16 protein-coding genes are annotated in these 21,504 nt (G+C 61.9%); 7 read left to right on the plus strand and 9 right to left on the minus strand.

Translation table 11 applies throughout. The features are described 5' to 3' along the window. Positions 1-2 precede the first annotated feature (2 nt). The 6 genes from NUV89_RS00690 to NUV89_RS00715 all read right to left on the minus strand — a co-directional run bounded on the left by NUV89_RS00690 (position 3) and on the right by NUV89_RS00715 (position 6,518). The gene (locus NUV89_RS00690; RefSeq protein ID WP_257779906.1) at positions 3-1,829 is read right to left on the minus strand and encodes a Mu transposase C-terminal domain-containing protein; all 1,827 of its coding nucleotides are present in this window, start codon (positions 1,827-1,829) and stop codon (positions 3-5) included. Positions 1,830-1,939: 110 nt separating this feature from the next. After that, positions 1,940-2,581, minus strand: coding sequence for a hypothetical protein (locus NUV89_RS00695; RefSeq protein ID WP_257779907.1), 642 nt, complete (start codon positions 2,579-2,581; stop codon positions 1,940-1,942). Between the two features lie 460 nt (positions 2,582-3,041). Then, positions 3,042-3,530 carry a GNAT family N-acetyltransferase gene (locus NUV89_RS00700; protein ID WP_257779908.1) on the minus strand — a complete coding sequence of 163 codons (489 nt, stop codon included), beginning with the start codon at positions 3,528-3,530 and terminating at the stop codon, positions 3,042-3,044. Between the two features lie 32 nt (positions 3,531-3,562). Then, on the minus strand, positions 3,563-4,171 hold the full coding sequence (locus NUV89_RS00705) for a dTMP kinase (RefSeq protein ID WP_257779909.1): 609 nt from the start codon (positions 4,169-4,171) through the stop codon (positions 3,563-3,565). 50 nt (positions 4,172-4,221) lie between these two features. After that, positions 4,222-5,538, minus strand: coding sequence for an LLM class flavin-dependent oxidoreductase (locus NUV89_RS00710; RefSeq protein WP_257779910.1), 1,317 nt, complete (start codon positions 5,536-5,538; stop codon positions 4,222-4,224). A 23-nt stretch (positions 5,539-5,561) separates the two neighbouring features. Continuing rightward, entirely contained in the window at positions 5,562-6,518 is a 957-nt protein-coding gene (locus NUV89_RS00715; protein ID WP_257779911.1) for an ABC transporter substrate-binding protein, read from the minus strand. Between the two features lie 255 nt (positions 6,519-6,773). Here NUV89_RS00715 and NUV89_RS00720 point away from each other — a divergent pair, with 255 nt between their 5' ends. From NUV89_RS00720 to NUV89_RS00735, 4 genes are all read left to right on the plus strand, one after another. Continuing rightward, complete coding sequence (locus NUV89_RS00720) at positions 6,774-8,339, plus strand: efflux transporter outer membrane subunit (RefSeq protein WP_257779912.1); 1,566 nt, start codon at positions 6,774-6,776, stop codon at positions 8,337-8,339. Between the two features lie 82 nt (positions 8,340-8,421). Beyond that, positions 8,422-9,534, plus strand: a complete 1,113-nt coding sequence (locus NUV89_RS00725) for an efflux RND transporter periplasmic adaptor subunit (protein WP_257779913.1) — start codon at positions 8,422-8,424, stop codon at positions 9,532-9,534. 9 nt (positions 9,535-9,543) lie between these two features. Then, positions 9,544-12,594, plus strand: coding sequence for an efflux RND transporter permease subunit (locus NUV89_RS00730; protein ID WP_257779914.1), 3,051 nt, complete (start codon positions 9,544-9,546; stop codon positions 12,592-12,594). Positions 12,595-12,709: 115 nt separating this feature from the next. Further along, complete coding sequence (locus tag NUV89_RS00735; protein ID WP_207042271.1) at positions 12,710-13,579, plus strand: oxaloacetate decarboxylase; 870 nt, start codon at positions 12,710-12,712, stop codon at positions 13,577-13,579. 79 nt (positions 13,580-13,658) lie between these two features. Here NUV89_RS00735 and NUV89_RS00740 read toward each other — a convergent pair whose 3' ends face one another. The 3 genes from NUV89_RS00740 to NUV89_RS00750 form a co-directional block, all read right to left on the minus strand. After that, positions 13,659-15,959: a TonB-dependent receptor gene (locus NUV89_RS00740; protein WP_257779915.1), complete on the minus strand. Its 2,301-nt coding sequence runs from the start codon at positions 15,957-15,959 to the stop codon at positions 13,659-13,661. 78 nt (positions 15,960-16,037) lie between these two features. Continuing rightward, positions 16,038-17,147: an aryl-sulfate sulfotransferase gene (locus tag NUV89_RS00745; RefSeq protein WP_257779916.1), complete on the minus strand. Its 1,110-nt coding sequence runs from the start codon at positions 17,145-17,147 to the stop codon at positions 16,038-16,040. A 61-nt stretch (positions 17,148-17,208) separates the two neighbouring features. Further along, on the minus strand, positions 17,209-18,180 hold the full coding sequence (locus NUV89_RS00750) for an ABC transporter substrate-binding protein (RefSeq protein ID WP_257779917.1): 972 nt from the start codon (positions 18,178-18,180) through the stop codon (positions 17,209-17,211). A 47-nt stretch (positions 18,181-18,227) separates the two neighbouring features. Between NUV89_RS00750 and NUV89_RS00755 the strand changes: the two genes are divergently transcribed. From NUV89_RS00755 to NUV89_RS00765, 3 genes are all read left to right on the plus strand, one after another. Next, a complete protein-coding gene (locus tag NUV89_RS00755; protein WP_257779918.1) occupies positions 18,228-19,313 on the plus strand; it encodes a GlxA family transcriptional regulator in 1,086 nt (361 codons plus the stop codon). Between the two features lie 331 nt (positions 19,314-19,644). Then, positions 19,645-20,967 carry an OprD family porin gene (locus NUV89_RS00760; protein WP_257779919.1) on the plus strand — a complete coding sequence of 441 codons (1,323 nt, stop codon included), beginning with the start codon at positions 19,645-19,647 and terminating at the stop codon, positions 20,965-20,967. A gap of 66 nt (positions 20,968-21,033) precedes the next feature. Beyond that, the gene (locus NUV89_RS00765; RefSeq protein WP_257779920.1) at positions 21,034-21,414 is read left to right on the plus strand and encodes a RidA family protein; all 381 of its coding nucleotides are present in this window, start codon (positions 21,034-21,036) and stop codon (positions 21,412-21,414) included. The last annotated feature ends 90 nt before the right edge of the window (positions 21,415-21,504 follow it).

A 21,504-nucleotide genomic window follows, 5' to 3' on the forward strand; every position in this document is an offset into this window, starting at 1 on the left:
AGTTATTCCGCCTCGAAAGGTTCGACATCAAGAGCAAAGTTGCGAGTAACCAGCTTGTTTTTTTTGCCAGGGCGCTCGTGATGGGTCACGAGCCCGATTTCCTTATCAGCGTCATTGATCTCAAGCTGTTTACGCATGGCTGGAGTGTCAAGCAGGATCGACTGGCGAAGCTGATACGCGCGGGCGAGGAATGCCTTCACGGCGCGCTCACCCAGCTTGCCAGCGCGTTTAAGGTACTTCTGCAGGATTGCTTTCGCGGTGAGCGTGCCGGGGGTTTTCTCGCAGCACGGTACTTCGATCCACTGCCCCTCGAACCGGGCCAACACCATGGACAGGTTGGCCGCATCGTATTTCACCCGAATCTGCTTGCCGATCATGTGGCGGAGCACATCGTTCGAATAGCGAAAGCCGTTCACCTTGAGGCCGGTTTTCGACATCACGGGGTGCTTCTCAGGCAACACCTCGATGATAAAATTCTTCACATCGTGCACGCGCCGAGGAGCCACAGGACGGCCTTTCGCGTCCCGAAGCGCTTCACGCCAGCGATCACGTGGAGTCTTGCCGTCCTCTCCGGCCGTGTCGTGATATTCACACACAGCCAGTGTGAAGTACCGGGTGAACTCTTCCAGCGTCATTACCGCATGCTTTTGCGGGTTGAAATCACGATCCTTACGCGACCGCGATCCCGTTCCTCCCGGAAGCATATGGACAAACCCGACGTTCAAAGTCCCGAGAACGCGCTCGCAAATACCACCGTCTTGTTTCTGACGACGATGCCGCAGCTTGATCCCCTCCAAAGCGCATGCAGCGACAAGGTTGCCCGAACGGAACTCACGAGCATTGTCGGTTAATAGCTCATCGAACACGCCGTAGAACTCGTACTCATGATCCTTGAGGTCAACGTTCTTCATGAACGCTTCCTTGCTCATCACCGCATGTTTCAAAGTGTGAGCCACACTGGCCAGGCTGGGATACCGAAAGCTGATATAGAAGCCAAGGATGACTTTCGTCTTCGCGCAAACAGCGACAGTGATCCAAGGACGCCCAACAGGGTTTTTTCGGTCATGCCGGCTTGCGAGGAAAACGTCCGCTATGGTGTGATCCATTTGTACCTGTTCGAGCGCCCGACTGAGTTCTCGGAATCCGTCCCGAAGCTTGAAAGCATCGTCAGCATGGTTCTTCCCGTGTACCTGAAGATCTTTCACGTACTCAGGAAGGTTATTCATCCGATCGCATACAGTTTCATACGAAGGCACGTTGTCGATTTTTAAGTCAAAGCACGCTGCCTGAACACCCTTCCAAACTGTTCGGTAAGATGCACCCTCCCCCCGATAAAACCATACCTGCTCAGCGATGATTTTTTCGACTTCTGGTGAGATGGCCTTAGTTCCTTTTTTGCGTCCGCGCTTTTTACCGAGCAAGCTGATAGGGCCCACTTCGACATTAAAAAGCTTACGCACTTCGTAATAGCGCTGGACACTCAAACCGCATTCCTTGGCGGCCTCATCGACTGACAACTTCTCAGCAAACTGCTTCTCTATGATCTCGAAGCGATGGCGTGCCTGCTCTTTCTGCTCTGGAGTGAAATCATCACCCAAAATTAGGGCCCGCTTCGCGGTTTTATCTGCAATCTTCGCAGCAGCCGCCTGAAGTAACGTCTCATGATCGACTGACTCTACCTGTGCGGAGCTCACAAGACGAAGTGTGTCGTTACGGATGTTTTTGAGGTGCAGTTTCCGGGTGGTCTCGTCGATATCCTCGACGACCCAGATATCCCCTTCAAAATTTACAAGCTGTTTGCTGCCGTCTGGATTGCTGTATGTGCCCATGGCACACCTCCAAGCGACCAGCCGGCGCCGCTGAGGCGCAAGCACCGCACTGGTCAATAGTCCTTGTGGCGCCGATGACACTGGCGCTTCAAAGGAAATAAGGTTTTGGGCTATTCCGAAGGGTAGCCCGCTGGTTTATCCGTAAACGCGTCGCGAGTCACCGGGTGGAAACGCAGCACCTCACGAGAGAACAGGCGATCAATTTGTATGGTGACCGTCTTATAGGATGGCGGCTTGATGCCCGCTTCTCCGCACTTGGCCCTGACGTCTGCCCATACACCTCGCTTGGTGCTGCGTCCGTCGAACCAACCGACTCGGATAGCTTGCTCAACAATCTCTGCCGTCTTCTCAGGGAGCGCCGGGAGCGTTGACGACTCTTGAGCCAGTTCCGCGATTCCGCGTAGCGACCGGGCGTCAAGGGACTGCATGTCGAACGGATTTTCATGAGGCCAGATTTCGCTGGCGTTGAACTCATCAGCATCCATTGGCAGCTTTACTGGCGCAGGCGCGATAACCACCTTGGCAGGATGATTGGTGAAAGACACCGGTTTGAAGTCCCGATCCCCTGGATACTGAATGCAAAGCATCAGGGAAGCTTTGATCCTCATGAATCGGAGCTTAGGCAGCAGCTCACACGACCCCGGTATGGCGGGGAAAAACCCATTGCCCTGAATCAACGTGCGAGGGCTGTAGGTGCTTGGGATCGCACCGGTTTTAATGAGCCTTAACTTAGGTGGTTTGTCATTAGCCATGACTAGCCTCATTTTGGTAGATTTGCTAGTGAGTAGAGGAAGGGTTTGCCTAGTTTTGGCATCCAACACACTTTCGACTTAGGCAGCACTTCCGAATTAGGCTATGTATGCTTAACCACTAATGGCATTGCGCCATAACTTATGCAAATGTCATAACCGTCTTTGAGGTCTAGCAGGCAAACGTAAGCCGTCAAACGTATGAAATTCGTTTTTTCAATTAGGTCAAGAGATTCAGTGAGTTGAGTCGGAAATCTTTACATTGTCATAGAAATGAAAAGAAGAAAAAACACGGTGTATTTTCTTCTTTTTGACTCTGAGGAAGGTGTGGGCTAGGGAATGCGGGGCTTTCGGGGGGATCGGTTTTTAAGGGCTGGTCACAGTAAGTCACTGACTCGACGAATTCGTTTTTTATGCGTTCACGAATTTAGGAGATTTTCACCCATCGCTGTCCTGGGTGAGGTTATGGTCGGGCTGCTCTGCTGCGGGTCATATGGATGAGTGCTGATCTACGACTATCCAGAGAAGTTCTCTCTTCGACAGCAAAGGGCAAGAAGCCTAGTTTTGGATAAAGCAGCAAGCCTGCCGTATTTTCATTGAAGCACGAGATCTGCACCTCTGTGGCGTCATAGCGGTCGAATGCCAGAGCAGTCATCGTCTCTACGATGAAGGTCGCCACACCTTTACCTCGTGCCTCTGGGGCAACGATGACATTGCCGATACAGCAAACCCCACCCGTTTCAGCCCGATAAAAGTTAGCAAAGCCGACGACGCTGTTCCCGGCTTCGACAATCGTCGAGTCGAATCGTTGAGTAATAGCGTTAGACAGCTGAGCTTCAGTCAGAGGGTATTGAGCTTTCGGGAACATATAAAACAGTTCCTGAGCGTTAAGGGGAAAGCTGCAGATAGTTTTGATGTCATCCGCCGTCACTGGCCTGTGTCGCAATATCATCTCGCGTCCTTGAGGTCTATGCATTCGGCATTCTAGCCTGATTTTTTGACCTCCAAAACCACGCGCCTCACCGCCTCCTCAATCGCACCTTCATTCCGACACAAAACCCACCCCTGCTCCCCAACCACCCTCTCAAACGCCTCCGTACAAGCCACCTGCTCCTCCAACCGATGAATCACCGTACTCCCCAACCCCCGCCCTCGCCCCGCTGCCCGCGCCCATGAAATCTCCGGCGCCGTCACCACCCCCACATGCAAATCCGGCACCCGCACCCCTCGATCCAGATTCAACTGCAAAATCTCCGCAAACGGCACCAACCTGCGAAACGCCGCATCCGACGGATACCAACGATCAATCAAGATAATGCTATCGACCGGCTGCTTAACCAGCACATGCCGCGAGATCCACGCCCGACTCTCCGCCAACCGCTCACACACCGCCCATTCCAACTCCCGGCTGGGATCTCTGGCGAGTTTGTTGACGAGCACCATGGTTTCCCCCCTAAAGGGATCACTCTTTTTTTCGCACAGGCGGATGACCTTCTTGCCCTGGGCCCGCAGTTCTCGGGTAACCGCTTCCAACAACGTGGTTTTCCCGGTGCCCTTGGGCCCATCAAGCGCAACAAACAGCGGACGATTCATGCGGTAAACAACACGTGAAAAATTGGCGACCACTCTACCCCGATTTCTGCCTAGCCGAACCGGGGAATCGCCAACCCCAGGCTCTCGCGCAAGGTCGTGCCCTCATACGCCGTGCGATACACGCCGCGCGCTTGCAGCAACGGGATGACTTCCTGGGTGAAGCGCGTGAACTGCTCCGGGTGCCCTATATAGATGTTGAAGCCATCCACGGCCCGCGCTTCGAACCAATCGGCGATTTTCTGTGCGACGGTTTCCGCCGAGCCCACAAACGCCCCCGGCCGCAGTTGTCGGCCAAACTCCACCGCTTGGCGCAAGGTGAAGCCTTTTTCCCGCGCCTGGTCGGCAATGCGTTTGGCGGCGGTGAAGAAGCTGCTGCGTGCCGCCTCCAAACTCTCCTGGGGAAACGGTGCATCCAGGTCGTATTGGCTGAAGTCATGCCAGCCAAAATTGCGCCCGAATTCCTTCAGGGCCAGTTCAAAGCTATGGTCGGCCTGATGGTAGTGCTGCTCGATTTCCCGGGCGTGGGCGTCGCTGTCGCCCACGTAGATTTCAGCGCCGGGCATTACCAATAATTGTGATGGGTCGCGCCCGTGTTGCACCGCCCTACCCTTTATATCCTGGTAGAACGCCTGGCCCTGTTCGATGCTCGCGGCGTGGGTGAAGATCACGTCCGCCGTGGCGGCGCCGAGGTCGCGGCCTTGCTCGGAGTCGCCGGCCTGGAAGATCACCGGTTGGCCCTGGGGCGAACGTTGGATGTTCAGCGGGCCGACCACGGAGAAATGCTCGCCTTTGTGATTCAGGCTGTGCAGTTTGCTCGGGTCTAGGAACTGGCCGGTGGCGCGGTCGCGCACGAAGGCATCGTCTTCGTAGGAGTTCCACAGCCCTTGCACCACCTGCACGTGTTCGGCCGCGCGGCCGTAGCGTGTGTCGTAGTCGTAGTGCTCGTCACGGCTGTAGTTGCCCGCCGTGCCGGCGTCGCCGCTGGTGACGACGTTCCAGCCGGCGCGGCCTTTGCTGATGAGGTCGAGGGAGGCCAGCCGTCGTGCGACATTGTACGGTGAGTTGTAGGACGTCGTCAGCGTACCCACCAGGCCCAAATGCCGTGTACTGACCGCCAGTGCGGACAGTAGCGTCAGCGGTTCCAGGCGGTTGAGGTAGTGGGACGGCGAGCCAGGAGTGATGAACTGGCTGTCGACGATAAACATCAAGTCGAACAGTGCCGCCTCGGCCTGGCGGGCGATGTCGATGTACCAGTCGACGTTCACGCTGGCATCGGCCGGCAATTGGGGATCAAGCCACAGGTTGTGGCGGCCCGGCCCGCCGCAGCCCATGGTCAGGGCGCCAAGTTTTAGCTGTCGTTTGCTCATGTGTGGGGTGTTCCTTGCGGCGTTCAGGGCTGGGTTTTGGCGACGGCGGGCTGTAAGGCACCGGCAAAGGAGGCGTCGAACAGGCTGGCGGCAGCGTAGGACTTGACCAGGCCTTCGCTGGCGAAAAAGTCCACGGTCTTTTGCGCATCCAGCGGCGACTGGGCGGTGACCGGCTCAACCGTCGTGCGCGCGCGGGCAAACCAGGCGCGGGCGATGTCGGCGTCGGCGCGGGTGCGTTTGGCCCAGGCATCGGCATACGCGTCGGCGTTGGCCGGGTTCAGGCGTGTCCAGTCACGGGCTTTTTTCAGGCGCTGGAGGAAATCGCTGATCTGCGCGCGTTTGGTGTCCACCGCTTTGGCATTGGCGGCGATGTAGCTCTGGGCTGGAATCAAGCCGTCAGCCGTTGCCAGCACCCGTGCACCTTGGCGTTCCTGCTGGGTGACGTAGGGTTCCCAGGTAGCGATGACGTCCACCGAGCCGCCTTCCAGCGCATGGGAAGCGTCCAACGCGCTGAGGTAACGGAACTCCAGCGAATCCCTGGCAACCCCGGCTTTGTCGAGTGCGGTCAGCAGCAGTTGTTGGCTCCAGGAACCTTTCCAGATGGCCGCGCGCTTGCCCGCCAGGTCCGCCAGGCTATGGATCGATGACTCCTTTTTCACCAGGATGGCCACCCCGTCGAGGTTTTGCCGGGTGACGGCAATCACCTTGATTGGCGCGCCCAAGGCGCCGAGGAACAGCACCGGCGCATCGCCGAGCAAACCGATGTCCAGGCTGTTGGCATTCAGCGCTTCGGCCACCGGCGAACCGGCGGTAAATTGTTTCCACTCCAGGGTATAGGGCAGGTTATCCAGCACCCCCGCCGCCTCCATGACGGCCTGGGCGTTATAGCTTTGGTCGCCGACGGTCAGGGTCTGCGCCTGGGCCGTCAGGCTCAGCAACGCGCCAGCCAGGGCCGCCGCCAGTGTTGTCAGGTAACGCACATCAATCTCCAGATGCCTTCTCGGGCAGGTCAGGTCGATCCGCGCGCGCGGTCTCGGCAGTCTTCACAAGGTGGGCTACGATGAGGCCAGGATCGCGCCATGTAAAATACCCATAATGCATAACGTAATTCTATAATAATGCGATACATGCATTTTCATCATCAGCGTACCCCACGGCACATTGCGCAGTGCCCGGCACCACCTACACTGATTTGAACCCGGTTTTCCCCGTGCCCTTTTCAGCGAGCCCGCCTGATGCAGATCGGCCTCCCTCGACAAGCCTCTCGCCTGGCGCCCTTGAGCCTGTTGTGCCTCGCCCTCGCCGCCTGCACCGTCGGCCCTGACTTCCAGCGCCCCGAGGTGCCCGCAGGCGCGGGCTATACAAAAGAAAACCTGACCCGCACCGCCCATGCCGACATCGACCCCGGCGGCGCCGCACAACGCCTGGTCGCCGGCCTGGATATCCCCGGGCAATGGTGGACGCTGTTCCGCTCGCCCGCGCTCAACGCGTTGGTTGAAGAAGCCTTGCGCGCCAACCCGGATGTCAGCGCCGCCCAGGCTGCGTTGCGGCAAGCCAACGAACTGGTCTACGCCGACCAGGCCTCACTGTTTCCGTCCGTCAGCGCCAACGCGTCGAAAACCCGCGAGAAACTCTCCGGGGTGCAGACCGGCAGCCCGTCGTCACCGATTCTCACGATCAACTCGGCGTCATTGAGCGTGTCCTACGCCCCGGATGTGTTCGGCGGCACCCGTCGGCAAATCGAGTCCAGCACGGCGCAGGCCGAGTATGAACGCTTCCAGCTCGAGGCGACGTACCTGACCTTGACCGCCAACGTGGTCAACACCGCGATCAACCTGGCCTCCATCCGTGACCAGGTCGCCGCCACCGAAGAGATCATCCGCCTGCAAAGCGGGCAGCTCGATCTGTTGCAGGCCCAGCGCCAGCTCGGCGCCATCGGCAATACCGACGTGCTCACCCAGCAAACCACCCTGGCGCAAACCCGCGCGACGTTGCCCCCGCTGCAAAAGCAGTTGGCGCAAACCCGCAACCAGCTGATGGCGTACCTCGGCCGGTTTCCCAACCAGGATCGTGGCGAGGCGTTCAACCTCGCGTCCCTGCACTTGCCGCAGGAATTGCCGGTCAGCCTGCCCTCGGCCCTCGTCGGCCAGCGCCCCGATGTGCAATCGGCGCAAGCGCAGTTGCATCAGGCCAGCGCCAATATCGGCGTGGCCGTGGCCAACCAGCTGCCGCAGTTCAGCATCACCGGGTCGTTGGGTTCCACGGCGGCCGCCGGAACCAAGCTGTTTTCGGCCGGCACCGGCGTGTGGAGCCTGGCCGGGGCGATTGCCCAGCCGATCTTTGATGCCGGCGCGCTGGAACACCGCAAACGCGCCGCCGTGGCTGCCTATGACGAGTCGGCCGCGCGTTATCGCGGCACCGTGCTCATTGCGTTCCAGGATGTGGCCAACGCCCTGCGCGCCCTGCAAGCCGATGCCGATGCGCTCAACCAACAGGTGATGGCCGAGCGCTCTGCGCAGGCCAACCTGGACCTGGTGCAAGCTCAGTTCAAGCTCGGCGCCGTGGCCTATATCAACCTGCTCACGGCCCAGCAAACCTACCAGAACACCGTGCTGGCGCGGGTGCGCGCGCAGGCGGCGCGGTACAGCGACACCACGGCGCTGTTCCAGGCCCTGGGCGGCGGCTGGTGGAACCGCGCTGACGTAGACCCCGCCACCGCAGGCCGCCCGGACCGCTTCGGCCTGCCCACCTGGCAAGAACTCCGGCCGGCCCACACGGCGGCGACTGAACCGACTCCTTGATACAGCGAGAACCTCCATGGCCGACGCCCCGACTGCCTCTCCCCTGCCCCCGGCCCCGCGCAAGCGGCGGCTGTGGCGGCCTATGCTGATAATGGTCGTGGTGGTCCTGGTGATTGTCGCGATCATTGCCGGGGTGAAATTCGTGCAGATCTCCGCACTGATCGCCCAATCCAAAGTGCCGCTGCCCGCCGCCGTGGTCACGGCCCTGCACGTGCCGTTCGAAGACTGGCAGCCCAGCGTCAGCGCCGTCGGCTCGATCAAGGCCGTGCGGGGCGTGGACGTGACCACCGAAGTCGGCGGCATCGTGCGCACAATTGGCTTCAATCCCGGGCAGGAAGTGGCGGCCCAGGCGCTGCTGGTGCAATTGAACGCCGACTCGGACATCGCCCAGTTGCACGCGCTGGAAGCCACCGCCGACCTGGCCGCCATCGTGCTCAAGCGAGACAAGGCGCAACTGGCGGTCAACGCGGTGTCCCAGGCCCTGGTCGACAGCGACACCGCCGACTTGAAGGCCAAGCTCGCCGCCGCCGAACAACAGCGCGCACTGGTGGAAAAAAAGTCCATCCGCGCGCCATTTGCCGGGCGCATCGGCATTACCGGCGTCAACCCCGGCCAGTACCTCAACCCCGGTGACAAGATCGCCACGCTGCAAACCTTCGACCCCATCTACATCGACTTCACCGTGCCGCAGACCCAACTGGAAGCCATCGCCATCGGGCAAACGGTCGCGGTGACGGCGGACGGCCTGTCCCATCAAACCTTCAGCGGGCGCATCACTACCCTCGACACCCAGTTCGACGCGACCACGCGCAACGTCACGGTCGAAGCCACCGTCGCCAACCCCAAGCAAAGCCTGGTGCCGGGGATGTTTGCCCGCGCCGTGGTCAACGCCGGCAGCCCGCAGCGCTACCTCACCGTGCCGCAGACAGCGGTGACCTACAACCCTTACGGCACCACCGTGTTCATCGCCACGGCGAGCAAGAACGACAAGGGCGAAGACGTGCTCACCGCGCAACAGACCTTTATCAAGACCGGCCCGACCCGTGGCGACCAGGTGGCGATTGTGTCCGGGGTGAAGGAAGGCGACCTGTTGATTACCAGTGGCCAGATGAAGCTGAAAAATGGCTCGCCGGTGAAAGTCGACAACAGCGCCGCGCCCTTGAACGACCCCGCCCCGACTCCCCAAGAACACTAAGGGTGCGCCATGAAATTTACCGACACCTTTATCTATCGACCGGTCTGGGCCGTGGTGGTCTCGCTGTTCATCCTGATCCTGGGGCTGCGCTCGATCTTTGAATTGCCGGTCAACCAATGGCCGCGCACGGAAAATACCGTGGTCACCATCACCACCGCCTACTACGGCGCAGACGCGTCCACCGTCGCCGGGTTTATCACCCAGCCGCTGGAGTCGGCGATCGCCCAGGCCCAGGGCATCGACTACCTGTCGTCATCCAGCATCACCGGCGTGTCCACCATCACCGCCACCCTGCGCCTGAACTACGACGCCAGCAAGGCACTCACCGAGATCAACACCCAGGTCAACTCGGTCAAGAACCAGTTGCCGGCGCAGGCCCAGGAACCGGTGCTCACCGTGGCGGTCGGGCAAACCACCGACGCCATGTACCTGGGCTTCTACAGCGACACGTTGCCCACCAATAACATCACCGATTACCTGGTGCGTGTGGTCAAGCCCAAGCTGGACTCGGTGCAGGGCGTGCAAACCGCCGAGATCCTCGGCGGGCGCCAATTCGCCCTGCGCGCCTGGCTCGACCCGGACAAGCTGGCGGCGCATAACGTCACCGCGCAGGACGTGGCCAGCGCCCTGGCCAACAACAACTACCTGTCCGCCGTCGGTTCTACCCGTGGGCAAACGGTCACGGTGGACCTCACCGCCGGCACCGACTTGCATACGGTGGACGAATTCAAGCAGCTGGTGATCAAGCAAAAAGGCGACGCCCTGGTGCACCTGGAGGACGTGGCCAACGTCACCCTCGGCGCCGAAAGCTACGACAGCAGCGTGGCGTTTTCCGGCAAGCGCTCGGTGTTCATCGGCATCAAGGTGGCGCCCAGCGCAAACATCCTGACCGTCGCCGACAGCGTGCGCGAGGCCTTCCCCGAGTTGCAGGCGCAACTGCCTGCGGGCGTGCGCGGCGAGATCGTCTATGACTCCACCGCCTTCATCAACACCTCGATTGTGGAGGTGGTGAAGACCCTGGCCGAAGCCATGGTGATTGTTTCGGTGGTGATCTACCTGTTCCTCGGCTCCTTCCGCGCGGTGATTGTGCCGCTGGTGGCGATCCCGCTGTCGCTGGTCGGGACCTTCTTTGTGATGTACCTGCTGGGTTACTCCATCAACCTGCTGACCCTGCTCGCCCTGGTGCTGGCCATCGGGCTGGTGGTGGATGATGCGATCATCGTGGTGGAAAACGTCGACCGGCATATCAAGGAGGAAGGCAAAGGCGTGTTGGAGGCCGCGCTGGTGGCAGCGCGGGAACTGGGCGGGCCGATCCTGGCGATGACCGTGGTGCTGGTGGCCGCCTACGTGCCCATCGGCCTGCGCAGCGGCCTGACCGGGGCGTTGTTCAAGGAGTTCTGTTTCTCCCTGGCCGGAGCGGTGACCGTTTCCGCCGTGGTGGCGCTGACCCTCTCCCCCATGATGACCTCGCGTCTGTTCAAGCCCGGCCAGGAAGAAGGCCGCTTCGCCCGCCGCCTCGACGGCTATTTTGACTGGCTGCGCGGGCGCTATCACCGCATCTTGTCTGGAGGCCTGGATATCTGGCCGGTGCTGGTGACCTTTGGCTTTGTCCTGTTCCTGCTGGTGGCCGCCAGCGGCATGACGGCCAAGAGCGAACTCTCTCCTACCGAGGACCAGGGCCTGGTGTTCATGCAGATCAAAGGCCCACCGACCGCCTCACCGCAGCAGATGGAGCGCATTGCCGACCAGGCTTTCCAGATCGCCAACAAAGAGGCCGAGTACGCGCAAATGTTCCAGCTCACCGGCTTGCCTGCGCTGAACCAGGGCCTGGGCGGCGTGCTGCTCAAATCCTGGGGCGACCGTACGCGCTCCCAGGCCGAGCTGATCCTGGACTTGCAGCAAAAATGGAACCAGGTGCCCGGCGCAACCATCGCGGCGTTCCCCCTGCCGTCGCTGCCGGGGGCGCAAGGGTTGCCGGTGCAGTTTGTAATCACCACCACCGACTCCGTGGAAAACCTCAACGAAGTCGCCGAGGCGGTGATGGCCGAGGCGCAGAAACAACAGCTGTTCTGGTTTGCCGACATGGACCTGAAACTGGACAAACCCCAAGCGCGGCTAGTAGTCGACCGGGAAAAAATCGCCGCCCTCGGCATGACCCAGGCCGACGTCGGCGCCGCGCTGTCCGCCGCCTTGGGCGGCAACTACGTGAACTACTTCTCCACCGCCGGGCGCTCGTACAAGGTGATTCCCCAGGTGTTGCAGGTGGATCGCCTCAACCCGGAGCAGATTCTCGACTACTACATCCGCACACCTGGCGGCGCGATGATCCCGGCGCGCACCGTGGCGCATATCGAAACCTCGACGCAGCCGGAGTCGATCAACCACTTCCAGCAACTCAACTCGGCGACCCTGGCCGGCGTGAGTGGCGTGGCCCAGGGCGAACTGCTGGGCAAGCTGAACGCGATCCTCAACACCATCGCGCCGTCGGGCTACACCTCGGATTTCGCCGGCGAATCTCGGCAGTTCATCCAGGAATCCGGGGGTTTTGTCGGCCTGTTGCTGTTTTCGATCCTGATCGTCTACCTGGCGCTGGCCTTCCAGTTCGAGAGCTTTCGCGACCCGGTGGTGATCCTCTTTTCCGTGCCGCCCGCCCTGTTTGGCGCGCTGGCGTTCATCACCATGGGCTTCGCCTCCATCAACGTATACACCCAGGTCGGCCTGGTGACCCTGCTGGGCTTGATTACCAAGCACGGCATCTTGATCGTGCAATTCGCCAACGAACTGCAACGGGCCGGCCGCAGCAAACGCGAGGCGATTGAAGAAGCGGCGGCAGTACGTTTGCGCCCGATCCTGATGACCACCGCCGCGATGGTGCTGGGCGTGGCGCCACTGGTCTGGGCCTCCGGCGCCGGGGCTGCGGGGCGGCATGACATGGGCCTGGTGATCTTCAGCGGCCTGTCGATCGGCACCTTGCTCACCCTGTTTATGGTGCCGGCGATGTATATGTTTATCGGCGCCACTCACACCCACGCTGCTGAATCGGTGCAGCACCCTATGTGAATTGCGCATGGGCCATTCTCAAACGTCATAATCCTACCTTTTCCTACATGGTAATCTGCGACGTCCACCCATAGGCATTGATCGTATGCAGTCAATGGCCCCACCAGGAAAGATCATGCCGAAAAAGTCCCACACAGCCCTGCGCCGTAATTTCCGTGAACTGCTGGCAACGCCTGCGTGCGTTGAAACCGCTTCGGTCTTTGACCCGATGTCTGCGCGCATCGCCGCCGACCTGGGTTTCGAAGTCGGCATCCTTGGCGGCTCTGTCGCCTCCCTCCAGGTCCTCGCGGCCCCCGACTTTGCCCTGATTACCCTGAGTGAATTCGTTGAGCAGGCCACCCGCATCGGCCGCGTTGCCCAACTGCCCTTTATTGCCGACGCCGACCACGGCTATGGCAACGCCCTCAACGTGATGCGTACTGTCGAAGAGCTTGAGCGTGCCGGCGTGGCCGCGTTGACCATTGAAGACACCCTGCTGCCGGCGCAATTCGGGCGCAAATCCACCGACCTGATCTCCATCGAGGAAGGCATCGGCAAAGTGCGCGCGGCCCTGGAAGCCCGGGTTGACCCCGAGCTGTCGATCATCGCCCGTACCAACGCCGGCGTATTGCCCACCGAAGCCGTGATCGAGCGCACCCTGGCCTATCAAAAAGCCGGTGCGGACGGGATCTGCATGGTCGGTGTCAGCGACTTCGAACACCTGGAAAAGATCGCCGAACACCTCACCGTGCCGTTGATGCTGGTGACCTACGGCAACCCGAAACTGAACGACGCGGCCCGCCTGGCCAGCCTTGGCGTACGTGTGGTGGTGGCCGGTCACGGTGCCTACTTCGCGGCGATCAAAGCCACCTACGACAGCCTGCGCGCCCAGCGCCAGCTGACCCACAGCACTTCCAACCTCAGCGCTACCGAACTGACGCACACCTACACGTTGCCCGAGAACTACGTGGCGTGGGCGAAAGAGTTCATGGATGTAAAAGAGTAGTCCTTACCTGCCAGGTAAGCGGTGAATGCCCTCCTACTGCCTTGGGCTCACCGCCACCGTTGGCATGCGTCACCCCCTCTTAAAAGTCATAACGCGCCGTCGCGCCTAGCGTTCGCGGAGTGCCCAGCACCCCGGTATAAGCGCCGTTCGGCGAGTTCCACAGCGTGGTGTAGTAGGTCTTGTCGAAGGCATTTTTCAGCCACAGCGACACGTCCCATTGCCCATCCCCCCAATTCCCCCGCACCCCCGTAGATACGTTGACCAAGCCATACCCTGGCAATTGGGCTTCGCGCGAATCGTCCACCGTGCCCACCGCGTGGGATCGCCACGCATAGCTGCCGTTCACATACGGCTGCAAACCGTTATTCATCTGCCATTGATAGCTCGCGCTGGTGTTGTAGATCCATTTCGACGCCCCGACCACCGCGTGCCCGCTCAAATCACAGGCGGCGGGCGCGCCCGGGCGCAGGGCGACTTCGGCCGGGCATGGCGCGTCCTCGTAAGACAGGTAGCGCACGTCATTCCAGGAACCATTCACGCTGAGCGTTAGCCCCCGCAGTGGCCGCCAACTGCTTTCCAGCTCCAGGCCACGGCTGCGCACGGTGCCCGCGTTGGTCAGGTAGCTGGTGAGGTTGGCGTCATCGTAGGCGTTGGTCTGGTAGCCGTGCACCACGGTCCAGAACAGGTTGGCGTTGAGCAACAGGCGCTGGTCGAGCAAGGTGGTCTTGACCCCCAGCTCGGCATCGTTGGCGCGTTCGCTGCCGATCAACAGCGAGTCGGCCCCGGCGACGGGCGCACTGGCCACGCTGAGGTTGACCCCACCGGACTTCTCGCCGTGGGACAACGACGCGTACGCCAGCACGTTCTCGTCCACCTGCCAGGCGAGGCTGGCCAGCGCCGACGGGCTGAAGCTGTAGAGGCTCAAGTCACCCGAATCATACGCGCCGAGCCGCCCAGCCCTGGCACCCGCCGCTGCGCCCGTGACCGCAGCACCGCCCAGCGGCGCGTTACGCGTGACCTGCGCCAACTTGCGCTCGTAGGTGCCGCGCACGCCGAGGATGAAGTCCAGCGCTGGCGTCAAATGCCAGGTGCCTTGGGCAAACGTGGCAACGCTATCCGTATCCACCGTGCCATGCCCCACGCTGCTGACATTGTTCAGTGCGCCTTGGGCGGTGCCGTTCCAGGTGTCGGCCAGCGGGCCGTAATCGGTGAACACCGTATTGCGCATCTCCTGGCGGAAGTAGTACGCGCCCAGCACGTAGTCAAAGTGTTCGCCCACCGGCGAGGCCAGGCGCAGTTCCTGGGAGTATTGCTTGTCGCGGGCGGATTGACCGACGTTGTGCATGACATCGACGTTCAGTTCGTCATCGTTGCGCGGGGTGAAATCCCACCAGCGATAGGCGCTGATGGAGGTCAGCGTGTAGTCGCCGGGCAAGGTCCAGTTGGCTTCCAGCGAGGTGCCGCCCTGGAACACCTTGACGCTCTGGTCCGCGTCCAGGTTGACCCGGCGCCCGCTCACCAAGGTCGCGCCCACGGCGGCGGCGCGCTGTTCGTAGCGGTTGACGCCGTTGATGGTTGGCCCGGTGCTGAACAGCGAACGGGTGCCGGCGCTGGAGTCTTCTTCGTGGTAGTCGGCGACCCAGCGCAGGTTGAAATCTGCGTTGGGCTGGAACAGCAACTGCGTGCGAAAGCCCTGGCGTTGCCCGCCGCCGAGGGTGTTGCCGTTATATTGGTTCTCGACGTAGCCGTTTTCATGGGTGCGATACAGCGCAATCCGCCCGGCCAGGGTGTCGTTGAGCGGGCCGGAAAAGCTCGCCTGGGTCTGTACGTAACCGTCCTCCCCCAGTGACGTGGCAAGGCTGCCCTGCGGGGTAAACGTGGGACGCCGCGTGGTGATATTCAGCACGCCCGCCGTGGTGTTCTTGCCAAACAAGGTGCCTTGGGGCCCGCGCAGCAGTTCGATCTGCTCGACATCCAGCAGGTCGAACACCGCCATGCCCGGGCGACCGAGGTACACGTTGTCGAGGTAGATCCCGGCGCTGCCCTCCAGGCCATCGCTGGCCGGGTTGTTGCCCAGCCCGCGAATTGACAGGCTGGATTGGCGCGCATGCATAAACGCGACGTTGACGCTGGGCATCGCCTGCTGCACGTCCTGCAAGCGATACAGGCGCTGTTCTTCCAGGGTTTGCGCGCCAAGCACGCTCATGGCCACGGGTACGTGCTGGGCGTCTTCGCTGCGCCGGCGCGACTCCACCGTCACTGCTTGCAGCACGGTGTCGGGCGGCTCGGGTAACGTCTCGGCCGCTGCCGGCAGGCCTTGGATCAGCGCGCAAACGCCCAGTGCAGCCACGCTCAAAGGGCGCGAATAAAGCAGAATCATCGGTGGTTCCTTAAGTCGGGGATGAGTCGATACTTCGCTGCGCGTGGCCTGCGTGAGCGTGATCGTTGCGGGGTCGGGTCAGTCGCGCAGCCAGGGAATGTCCTGGCGCTGGTAGCGGTGTGCGCGGAAGATCGCGTTGTTTTCCCCCGGCAAGTAGCGGCGGGAGGCTTCATCGGGGTAGGTGGCGAAGTGCGGGTTGACGTATTCCCACACCACTTCACCGGCCGGGGTGACTTCGAACAAACGGCCGAAGTTGGCCTCGGTCACCAGGGTGTTGCCGTTGTGCAGGCGCTGGGCGCCGCCCATGAACGGGGTGAAGAACGCGTAGCCCGGGGTATCGGCGTATTGCCAGGTGATGCGCTGTCGCAGCGGGTCGATTTCGAGGATGCGCGAGTGCGGCATGCTGATATGCGGGCGGGAAATGCCGTTGTCGAACACCAGGATATTGCCGTTTTCCAGCTCGCTCGGGCAGTGTTGCTGCGCCACGAGGTCGTGACCGAGACGCCACAGCACCTCACCGCTGCCACGCTGGACGGCAATCACCGACGACACGCTGCGCAGGCTCAGGATGACCTTGCCGTCGCGGCCCGGCGAGACCGCATTGGTCATCGGCCAGTGGTAGCGCTCGAACGTCGTGTGCAGGGGGTAATCCTCGGGACGCAGGTGTTCCCAGCTGCGCCACTCCCACACCACCTGGCCCTGGCGGTCGACTTCCTTGACCACATCGGCATAGATCACCCCACCGGCCGCCTCGCTGCCGGGAATGCCGCCGACCACGCGGCTGGCCAGCTCCGCGCTGAGGGGCTCGACGGTGGTGTACAGCAGGTTGCCGTTGTCCAGCCATTGCGCATCGTGGTGGTGCAGCAGGTCGGTGTGCTGCCACACCACTTCCCCTTCAGGCGTCACTTCGCTGAACGCACCGCCGTGCCACACCGACCAGCCGGGGAACAGCTCCGGGGAGTCCGCGTGGTTGCCGTTGTAGCCGAGGTTGCCGTTGGCCAGGATCACCGCATCGCGGCCCGGGCGTTGGGGCAGCTTCCAACGGTGGACGACTTCGCCGTCGAGGTCGATGAGGAACACGTTGCCGTCGGCCGTTTGCGGCGCGAACAAGGTGTAGCCGCCGGCGCTGCAGGCGTAGTCGACGCCGATCAGGCCGGTCTTCTGGCGCTTGAGGGTGGTGCTGTGCATGGCTTTTCTCCGGGTGCAGGAACCCCTGCCGGCGGCACACCGGCAAGGTCAATAACAGGGATCAGTTAGGTGGCAGTACGGCGTTGAAGCGCGTGTCGAACATCTGCCCGACGTCCAGCGGGCGCGGGATCACCCGTTCGGCGGCGAATAGATCGGCCAGGCGCTGCTGCAAGGCGATGACCGACGAATCAATCGGCACATATCGCAGGTTTTGATGAGCGAGGATGTCGCGCACCAACGGCAGCGGCAGCCGCGTGGTTTGCGCGAACACCTGCGCCCACGCATCCGGGTTGGCCGTGGCCCAGGCTTGTGCGCGGGCGAGCCTGGCAAGCAAATCGCCGGCTTCGGCGGCGCGCTGTGGGTCGGCCAAGGCGTTGAGGCTCGCCAGGGTGAAGTTCTGCCCGGTTTCCGGCCAGGCGCTGCCGTCCAGCAATACGCGAGCGCCACGGGCAGTGGCCTGGCCGACAAAGGGGTACCACACCGACCACGCATCCAGCCGGCCGCTGGCAAACGCGGTTTGCGCGTCGAGCGGGCTGACGTAGGCAATGTTCACATCCCGCGTCGTCAACCCGGCCTCATGCAGCGCCGCCAGCAGCAGGTAATGCCCGCTGGTGCCTTTGGCAACGGCCACGCGCTGGCCCTTGAGGTCGGCGACACGCTGCACGCTGGAACCTTGCGGCAGCAACAGCGCATTGTTGTTTTGCGCCCCGCTCGCCACGCCAATGATGCGCACATCAAAACCACCGGCCTGGGCAAACACCGGCGGCGCATTGCCGACCACGCCGATATCGATGGCACCGGCGCTCAGCGCCTCCAGCAGCGTGGTGCCGGCGTTGAACGGATGCCACGCCAGCGCGGCCGGCAGGTCCTGGTCTTCCCCGGACGCGTGCAGCATGGCCTGGATCAGGCCGCTCTGGTCACCGACCTTTAGCGCCGCCGACACCGGTTGCACCAGCAACAACGTCGCCAGGCACGCCAACCCGGCCAGGCGGCGCAGGACGGGGTGCTTGGCAGCGTCAGGTTTTAGCGTCATTGTCGTGCCCTCATTTTTGCGTTGAACCCAGTATGTCGAGGCTCGCCGTGACGCTCCATGCCAAACACCCCTCCTTTACTGCCACGTCGGACAACGGCGTGCGCACGGTTGTCGTGCTGGCGTTCGATGACTTGCTGCTGCTGAACGCGGCCGGGCCACTGGAGGTGTTTGCGGCGATTCCGCGCCTGTTGGGCGGTGCGGCGCCGTATCGGCTACTGTTGGCGTCGCCGCTGGGGGGCGCGATTACGTCCGTGTCGGGGATTAGCGCCAACACCCTGTCGCTGGAGCAGATCGATGCACAAGTGCCGCTGATCGACACCTTGATTGTCGCGGGCGGCCCCGGCATGGCCGCGCTGGAGGCCAACGAACAGGCGTGCGACTGGTTGCAGCGGCGCGCGGCGCAGATCCGCCGCCTGTGCTCCATCGGCACCGGGGCGTTTGCGTTGGCCGCCGCCGGCTTGCTGGATGGGCGCAAGGTGGTGACCCACTGGAAGTTTGCCGATGAACTGCAGGCGCGCTACCCCAAGGTCATCTGCCAGACCGACGTGCTGTACCTGCACGACCGCAACCTGTGGACCTGTGGCGGCGCCACCGCCGGCATCGACCTCGCCCTCGGGCTGGTGGAACAGGACCTTGGCGCCGAGGCCGCGCTGTCATTGGCGCGCTACTTCACGGTGTTCCTGTGGCGCTCGGGCGAACAGGCGCAGCTGAGTGCTTCGCTGAATGCGCAGTCCACGGCCCTGCGTACGGATCCCGATGTGCGCCTGGCGCGCTTGCATGCGTGGATTGCGGGGAACTTGAACGGTGATCTACGGGTAGAACGCTTGGCCGAGCAATTCGGCATGAGCCCGCGCCACTTTGCCCGGGCGTACGTCGCTGCTACGGGTGATACGCCGGCGCAAGCAGTGGAAAGTCTGCGCCTGGAGGCCGCTTGCCGGGTGCTGGCGACCACCAGCGAGCCGATCAAGCGGATCGCCGAAACGGTGGGCTTCGGTCGTGAAGAACGCATGCGCCGGGCGTTTCAAAAACAACTGGGCACCAGCCCGCTCGGTTATCGCACGCAGATGAAGGCTGCGCCGGCCAGCCAACCGCCGTTCCCGATGGGCATCGCCTTACACGGCTTGGCGCACTAAGCGCCTCAACTCAAAACTGTCCCAACGAAAAAATCCGCCGCAGAGTCTGCGGCGGCAACCAAAGGATTTTTGTCAGAGCAGAGCGGCTAAGACAGGTCCCACGCTACACCCCCCGCCGCTTAAATCATGTGAAGTTTAATTAATCGAGTTTCATCCTTTGCCTGGCTGTAGCCCCCGCAAACTGGGCTTAGAATCAACTTCGGCAACCACGCCGAACACAATAAAAATCCGTAACGCCCACCTTGTAAAACTCTGCCGATCATACGTTTTGCGCCATTTAAAAAGTGCAGTGTTTCTGTGCGCGCGTTTATTACCCGGGGAAGTGAATACCATGATTAAGCAGTCGAGCCTGTTAGCACTGGCGGTGTGTGCCGGTATCAGTCAGATGGCCTTTGCCGAGTCCGTGACGGACCAGGCGGACTCCAAGGGGTTTACTGAAGGCAGCAGCATTACCGGGCTGTTGCGCAACTACTACATGGACCGCGACCGCCAAAGCGGCAAGGCCGATAACCGCGACTGGACCCAGGGCGCCATGCTCAACTACGCCTCGGGCTTCACCCAGGGCACCATTGGCTTTGGTGTCGACGCCTACGCCTACGGCGGATTGAAGCTGGACGCCACCCATGCCGACGCCGGCACCGGCAACCTGCCCACCGATCGCCATGGCGACCCGCAAAACGCCTACGGCTCCGTGGGCGCAGCGGTGAAGGTGAAGATCTCCAAGACCGAGTTGAAATTCGGTGACATGCAGCCCACCGCCCCCGTCTTCGCCACCGGCGGCACGCGCCTGCTGCCGCAGACCGCCACCGGTTTCGACCTGACCAGCAGCGAAATCGCCGGCCTCGACCTCGAAGCCGGGCACTTCACCAGCACCAACAGCGGCATGACCAGCAACCATGACCACGATATCTACGCGACCTACGCCAACATCCCCGCCAACAGCGCGAGTTTTGTCGGCGGCAAATACACCTTCACCCCAAACCTGAGTGCGACGTTGTATGCCGGCGAGCTGGAAGATATCTGGCGCCAGTACTACACCAACCTCAACTACGTGATCCCGTTGCCGAATGACCAGTCGCTGGCACTGGACGGCAACCTGTACCGCACCCTCGACACCGGCAGCGCCAAGGCCGGCGCGATCAACAACACCACCTACTCGCTGGCGGCGGCCTATTCGTTCCTGCAGGCCCACACGCTGACGCTGTCGTTCCAGAAGGTGCATGGCGACACGCCGTTTGACTACATCGGCACCGGCAACAACGGTGCAGGCGAAGGCGGCGACTCGGTGTTCCTCGCCAACTCGGTGCAATGGGGCGACTTCAACGGCCCGGGCGAACAGTCCTGGGGCATTCGTTATGACCTGAACATGGCCAGTTACGGCGTGCCGGGCCTGAGCTTCATGGGCCGCTATATCAACGGCTCGGACATCGATGGCACACACACGCCGGAGCACAGCGCCTACGTCAACGACTACGGCTCGGATGGCGCCCACCACGAGACCGATGTGGAAGCCAAATACGTGATCCAGAGCGGCCCGGCGAAGAATCTTTCGCTGCGGGTGCGCGATGCCATCGTCTCGTCGAATGCCGACCAGGGCGATGGCAAGTTGAACGAACTGCGGCTGATCGTCGATTACCCGTTTACGTTGCTGTAGTTTGCCCCTGCGGTCATTTTCGCGGACCATGGGCGCCTTTCTTATACCTGCCAATGAGAGGCGCCCATGGCCAACCACGACCTGTCCTACACCCCCGACCCGGATGCCGACTCGATCTCTTCCGACGTCGTCGGTTTCAACGGCATCCTGGTCTCCACCCAGATCCCCACCCGCGCCGATGGCAGCCTGGAACTGGGCGACATCAGCCTGCAAAGCGAATGCACCCTGCAAGCGCTGAAAGTCGCCCTGGAAAAAGCCGGCAGCTCGATGGACCGGGTGATGCATTTGACTATCTACCTGACCGACATGGCTGATCGTGCGGCGTTCAATGAAGTCTACAAGCGCTTCTTCGCCAAGCCATGGCCGGTGCGGGCGGCGGTGGGCGTGGCTTCCCTGGCCGTAGAAGGCATGCGTGTCGAAGTGACCGCTATGGCCGCAAAAGCCTAAGCCAGGCACTGATTAGAAATGTGGGAGCGGGCTTGTGTGGGAGCGGGCTTGCTCGCGAATACGGTGTGTCAGTCAACAGATTCATTGGCT

This window comes from Pseudomonas sp. 18.1.10, from assembly GCF_024655625.1.
GTDB lineage: Bacteria > Pseudomonadota > Gammaproteobacteria > Pseudomonadales > Pseudomonadaceae > Aquipseudomonas.

What these genes read in the sequence shown, in the direction of transcription:
- NUV89_RS00730 (WP_257779914.1), top strand. Translation starts at nt 9,544, where the DNA reads ATGAAATTTACCGACACCTTTATCTATCGACCGGTCTGGGCCGTGGTG.
- NUV89_RS00690 (WP_257779906.1), bottom strand. Translation starts at nt 1,829, where the DNA reads ATGGGCACATACAGCAATCCAGACGGCAGCAAACAGCTTGTAAATTTT.
- NUV89_RS00760 (WP_257779919.1), top strand. Translation starts at nt 19,645, where the DNA reads ATGATTAAGCAGTCGAGCCTGTTAGCACTGGCGGTGTGTGCCGGTATC.
- NUV89_RS00705 (WP_257779909.1), bottom strand. Translation starts at nt 4,171, where the DNA reads ATGAATCGTCCGCTGTTTGTTGCGCTTGATGGGCCCAAGGGCACCGGG.
- NUV89_RS00765 (WP_257779920.1), top strand. Translation starts at nt 21,034, where the DNA reads ATGGCCAACCACGACCTGTCCTACACCCCCGACCCGGATGCCGACTCG.
- NUV89_RS00700 (WP_257779908.1), bottom strand. Translation starts at nt 3,530, where the DNA reads ATGATATTGCGACACAGGCCAGTGACGGCGGATGACATCAAAACTATC.
- NUV89_RS00725 (WP_257779913.1), top strand. Translation starts at nt 8,422, where the DNA reads ATGCTGATAATGGTCGTGGTGGTCCTGGTGATTGTCGCGATCATTGCC.
- NUV89_RS00750 (WP_257779917.1), bottom strand. Translation starts at nt 18,180, where the DNA reads ATGACGCTAAAACCTGACGCTGCCAAGCACCCCGTCCTGCGCCGCCTG.
- NUV89_RS00695 (WP_257779907.1), bottom strand. Translation starts at nt 2,581, where the DNA reads ATGGCTAATGACAAACCACCTAAGTTAAGGCTCATTAAAACCGGTGCG.
- NUV89_RS00735 (WP_207042271.1), top strand. Translation starts at nt 12,710, where the DNA reads ATGCCGAAAAAGTCCCACACAGCCCTGCGCCGTAATTTCCGTGAACTG.
- NUV89_RS00710 (WP_257779910.1), bottom strand. Translation starts at nt 5,538, where the DNA reads ATGAGCAAACGACAGCTAAAACTTGGCGCCCTGACCATGGGCTGCGGC.
- NUV89_RS00720 (WP_257779912.1), top strand. Translation starts at nt 6,774, where the DNA reads ATGCAGATCGGCCTCCCTCGACAAGCCTCTCGCCTGGCGCCCTTGAGC.
- NUV89_RS00740 (WP_257779915.1), bottom strand. Translation starts at nt 15,959, where the DNA reads ATGATTCTGCTTTATTCGCGCCCTTTGAGCGTGGCTGCACTGGGCGTT.
- NUV89_RS00745 (WP_257779916.1), bottom strand. Translation starts at nt 17,147, where the DNA reads ATGCACAGCACCACCCTCAAGCGCCAGAAGACCGGCCTGATCGGCGTC.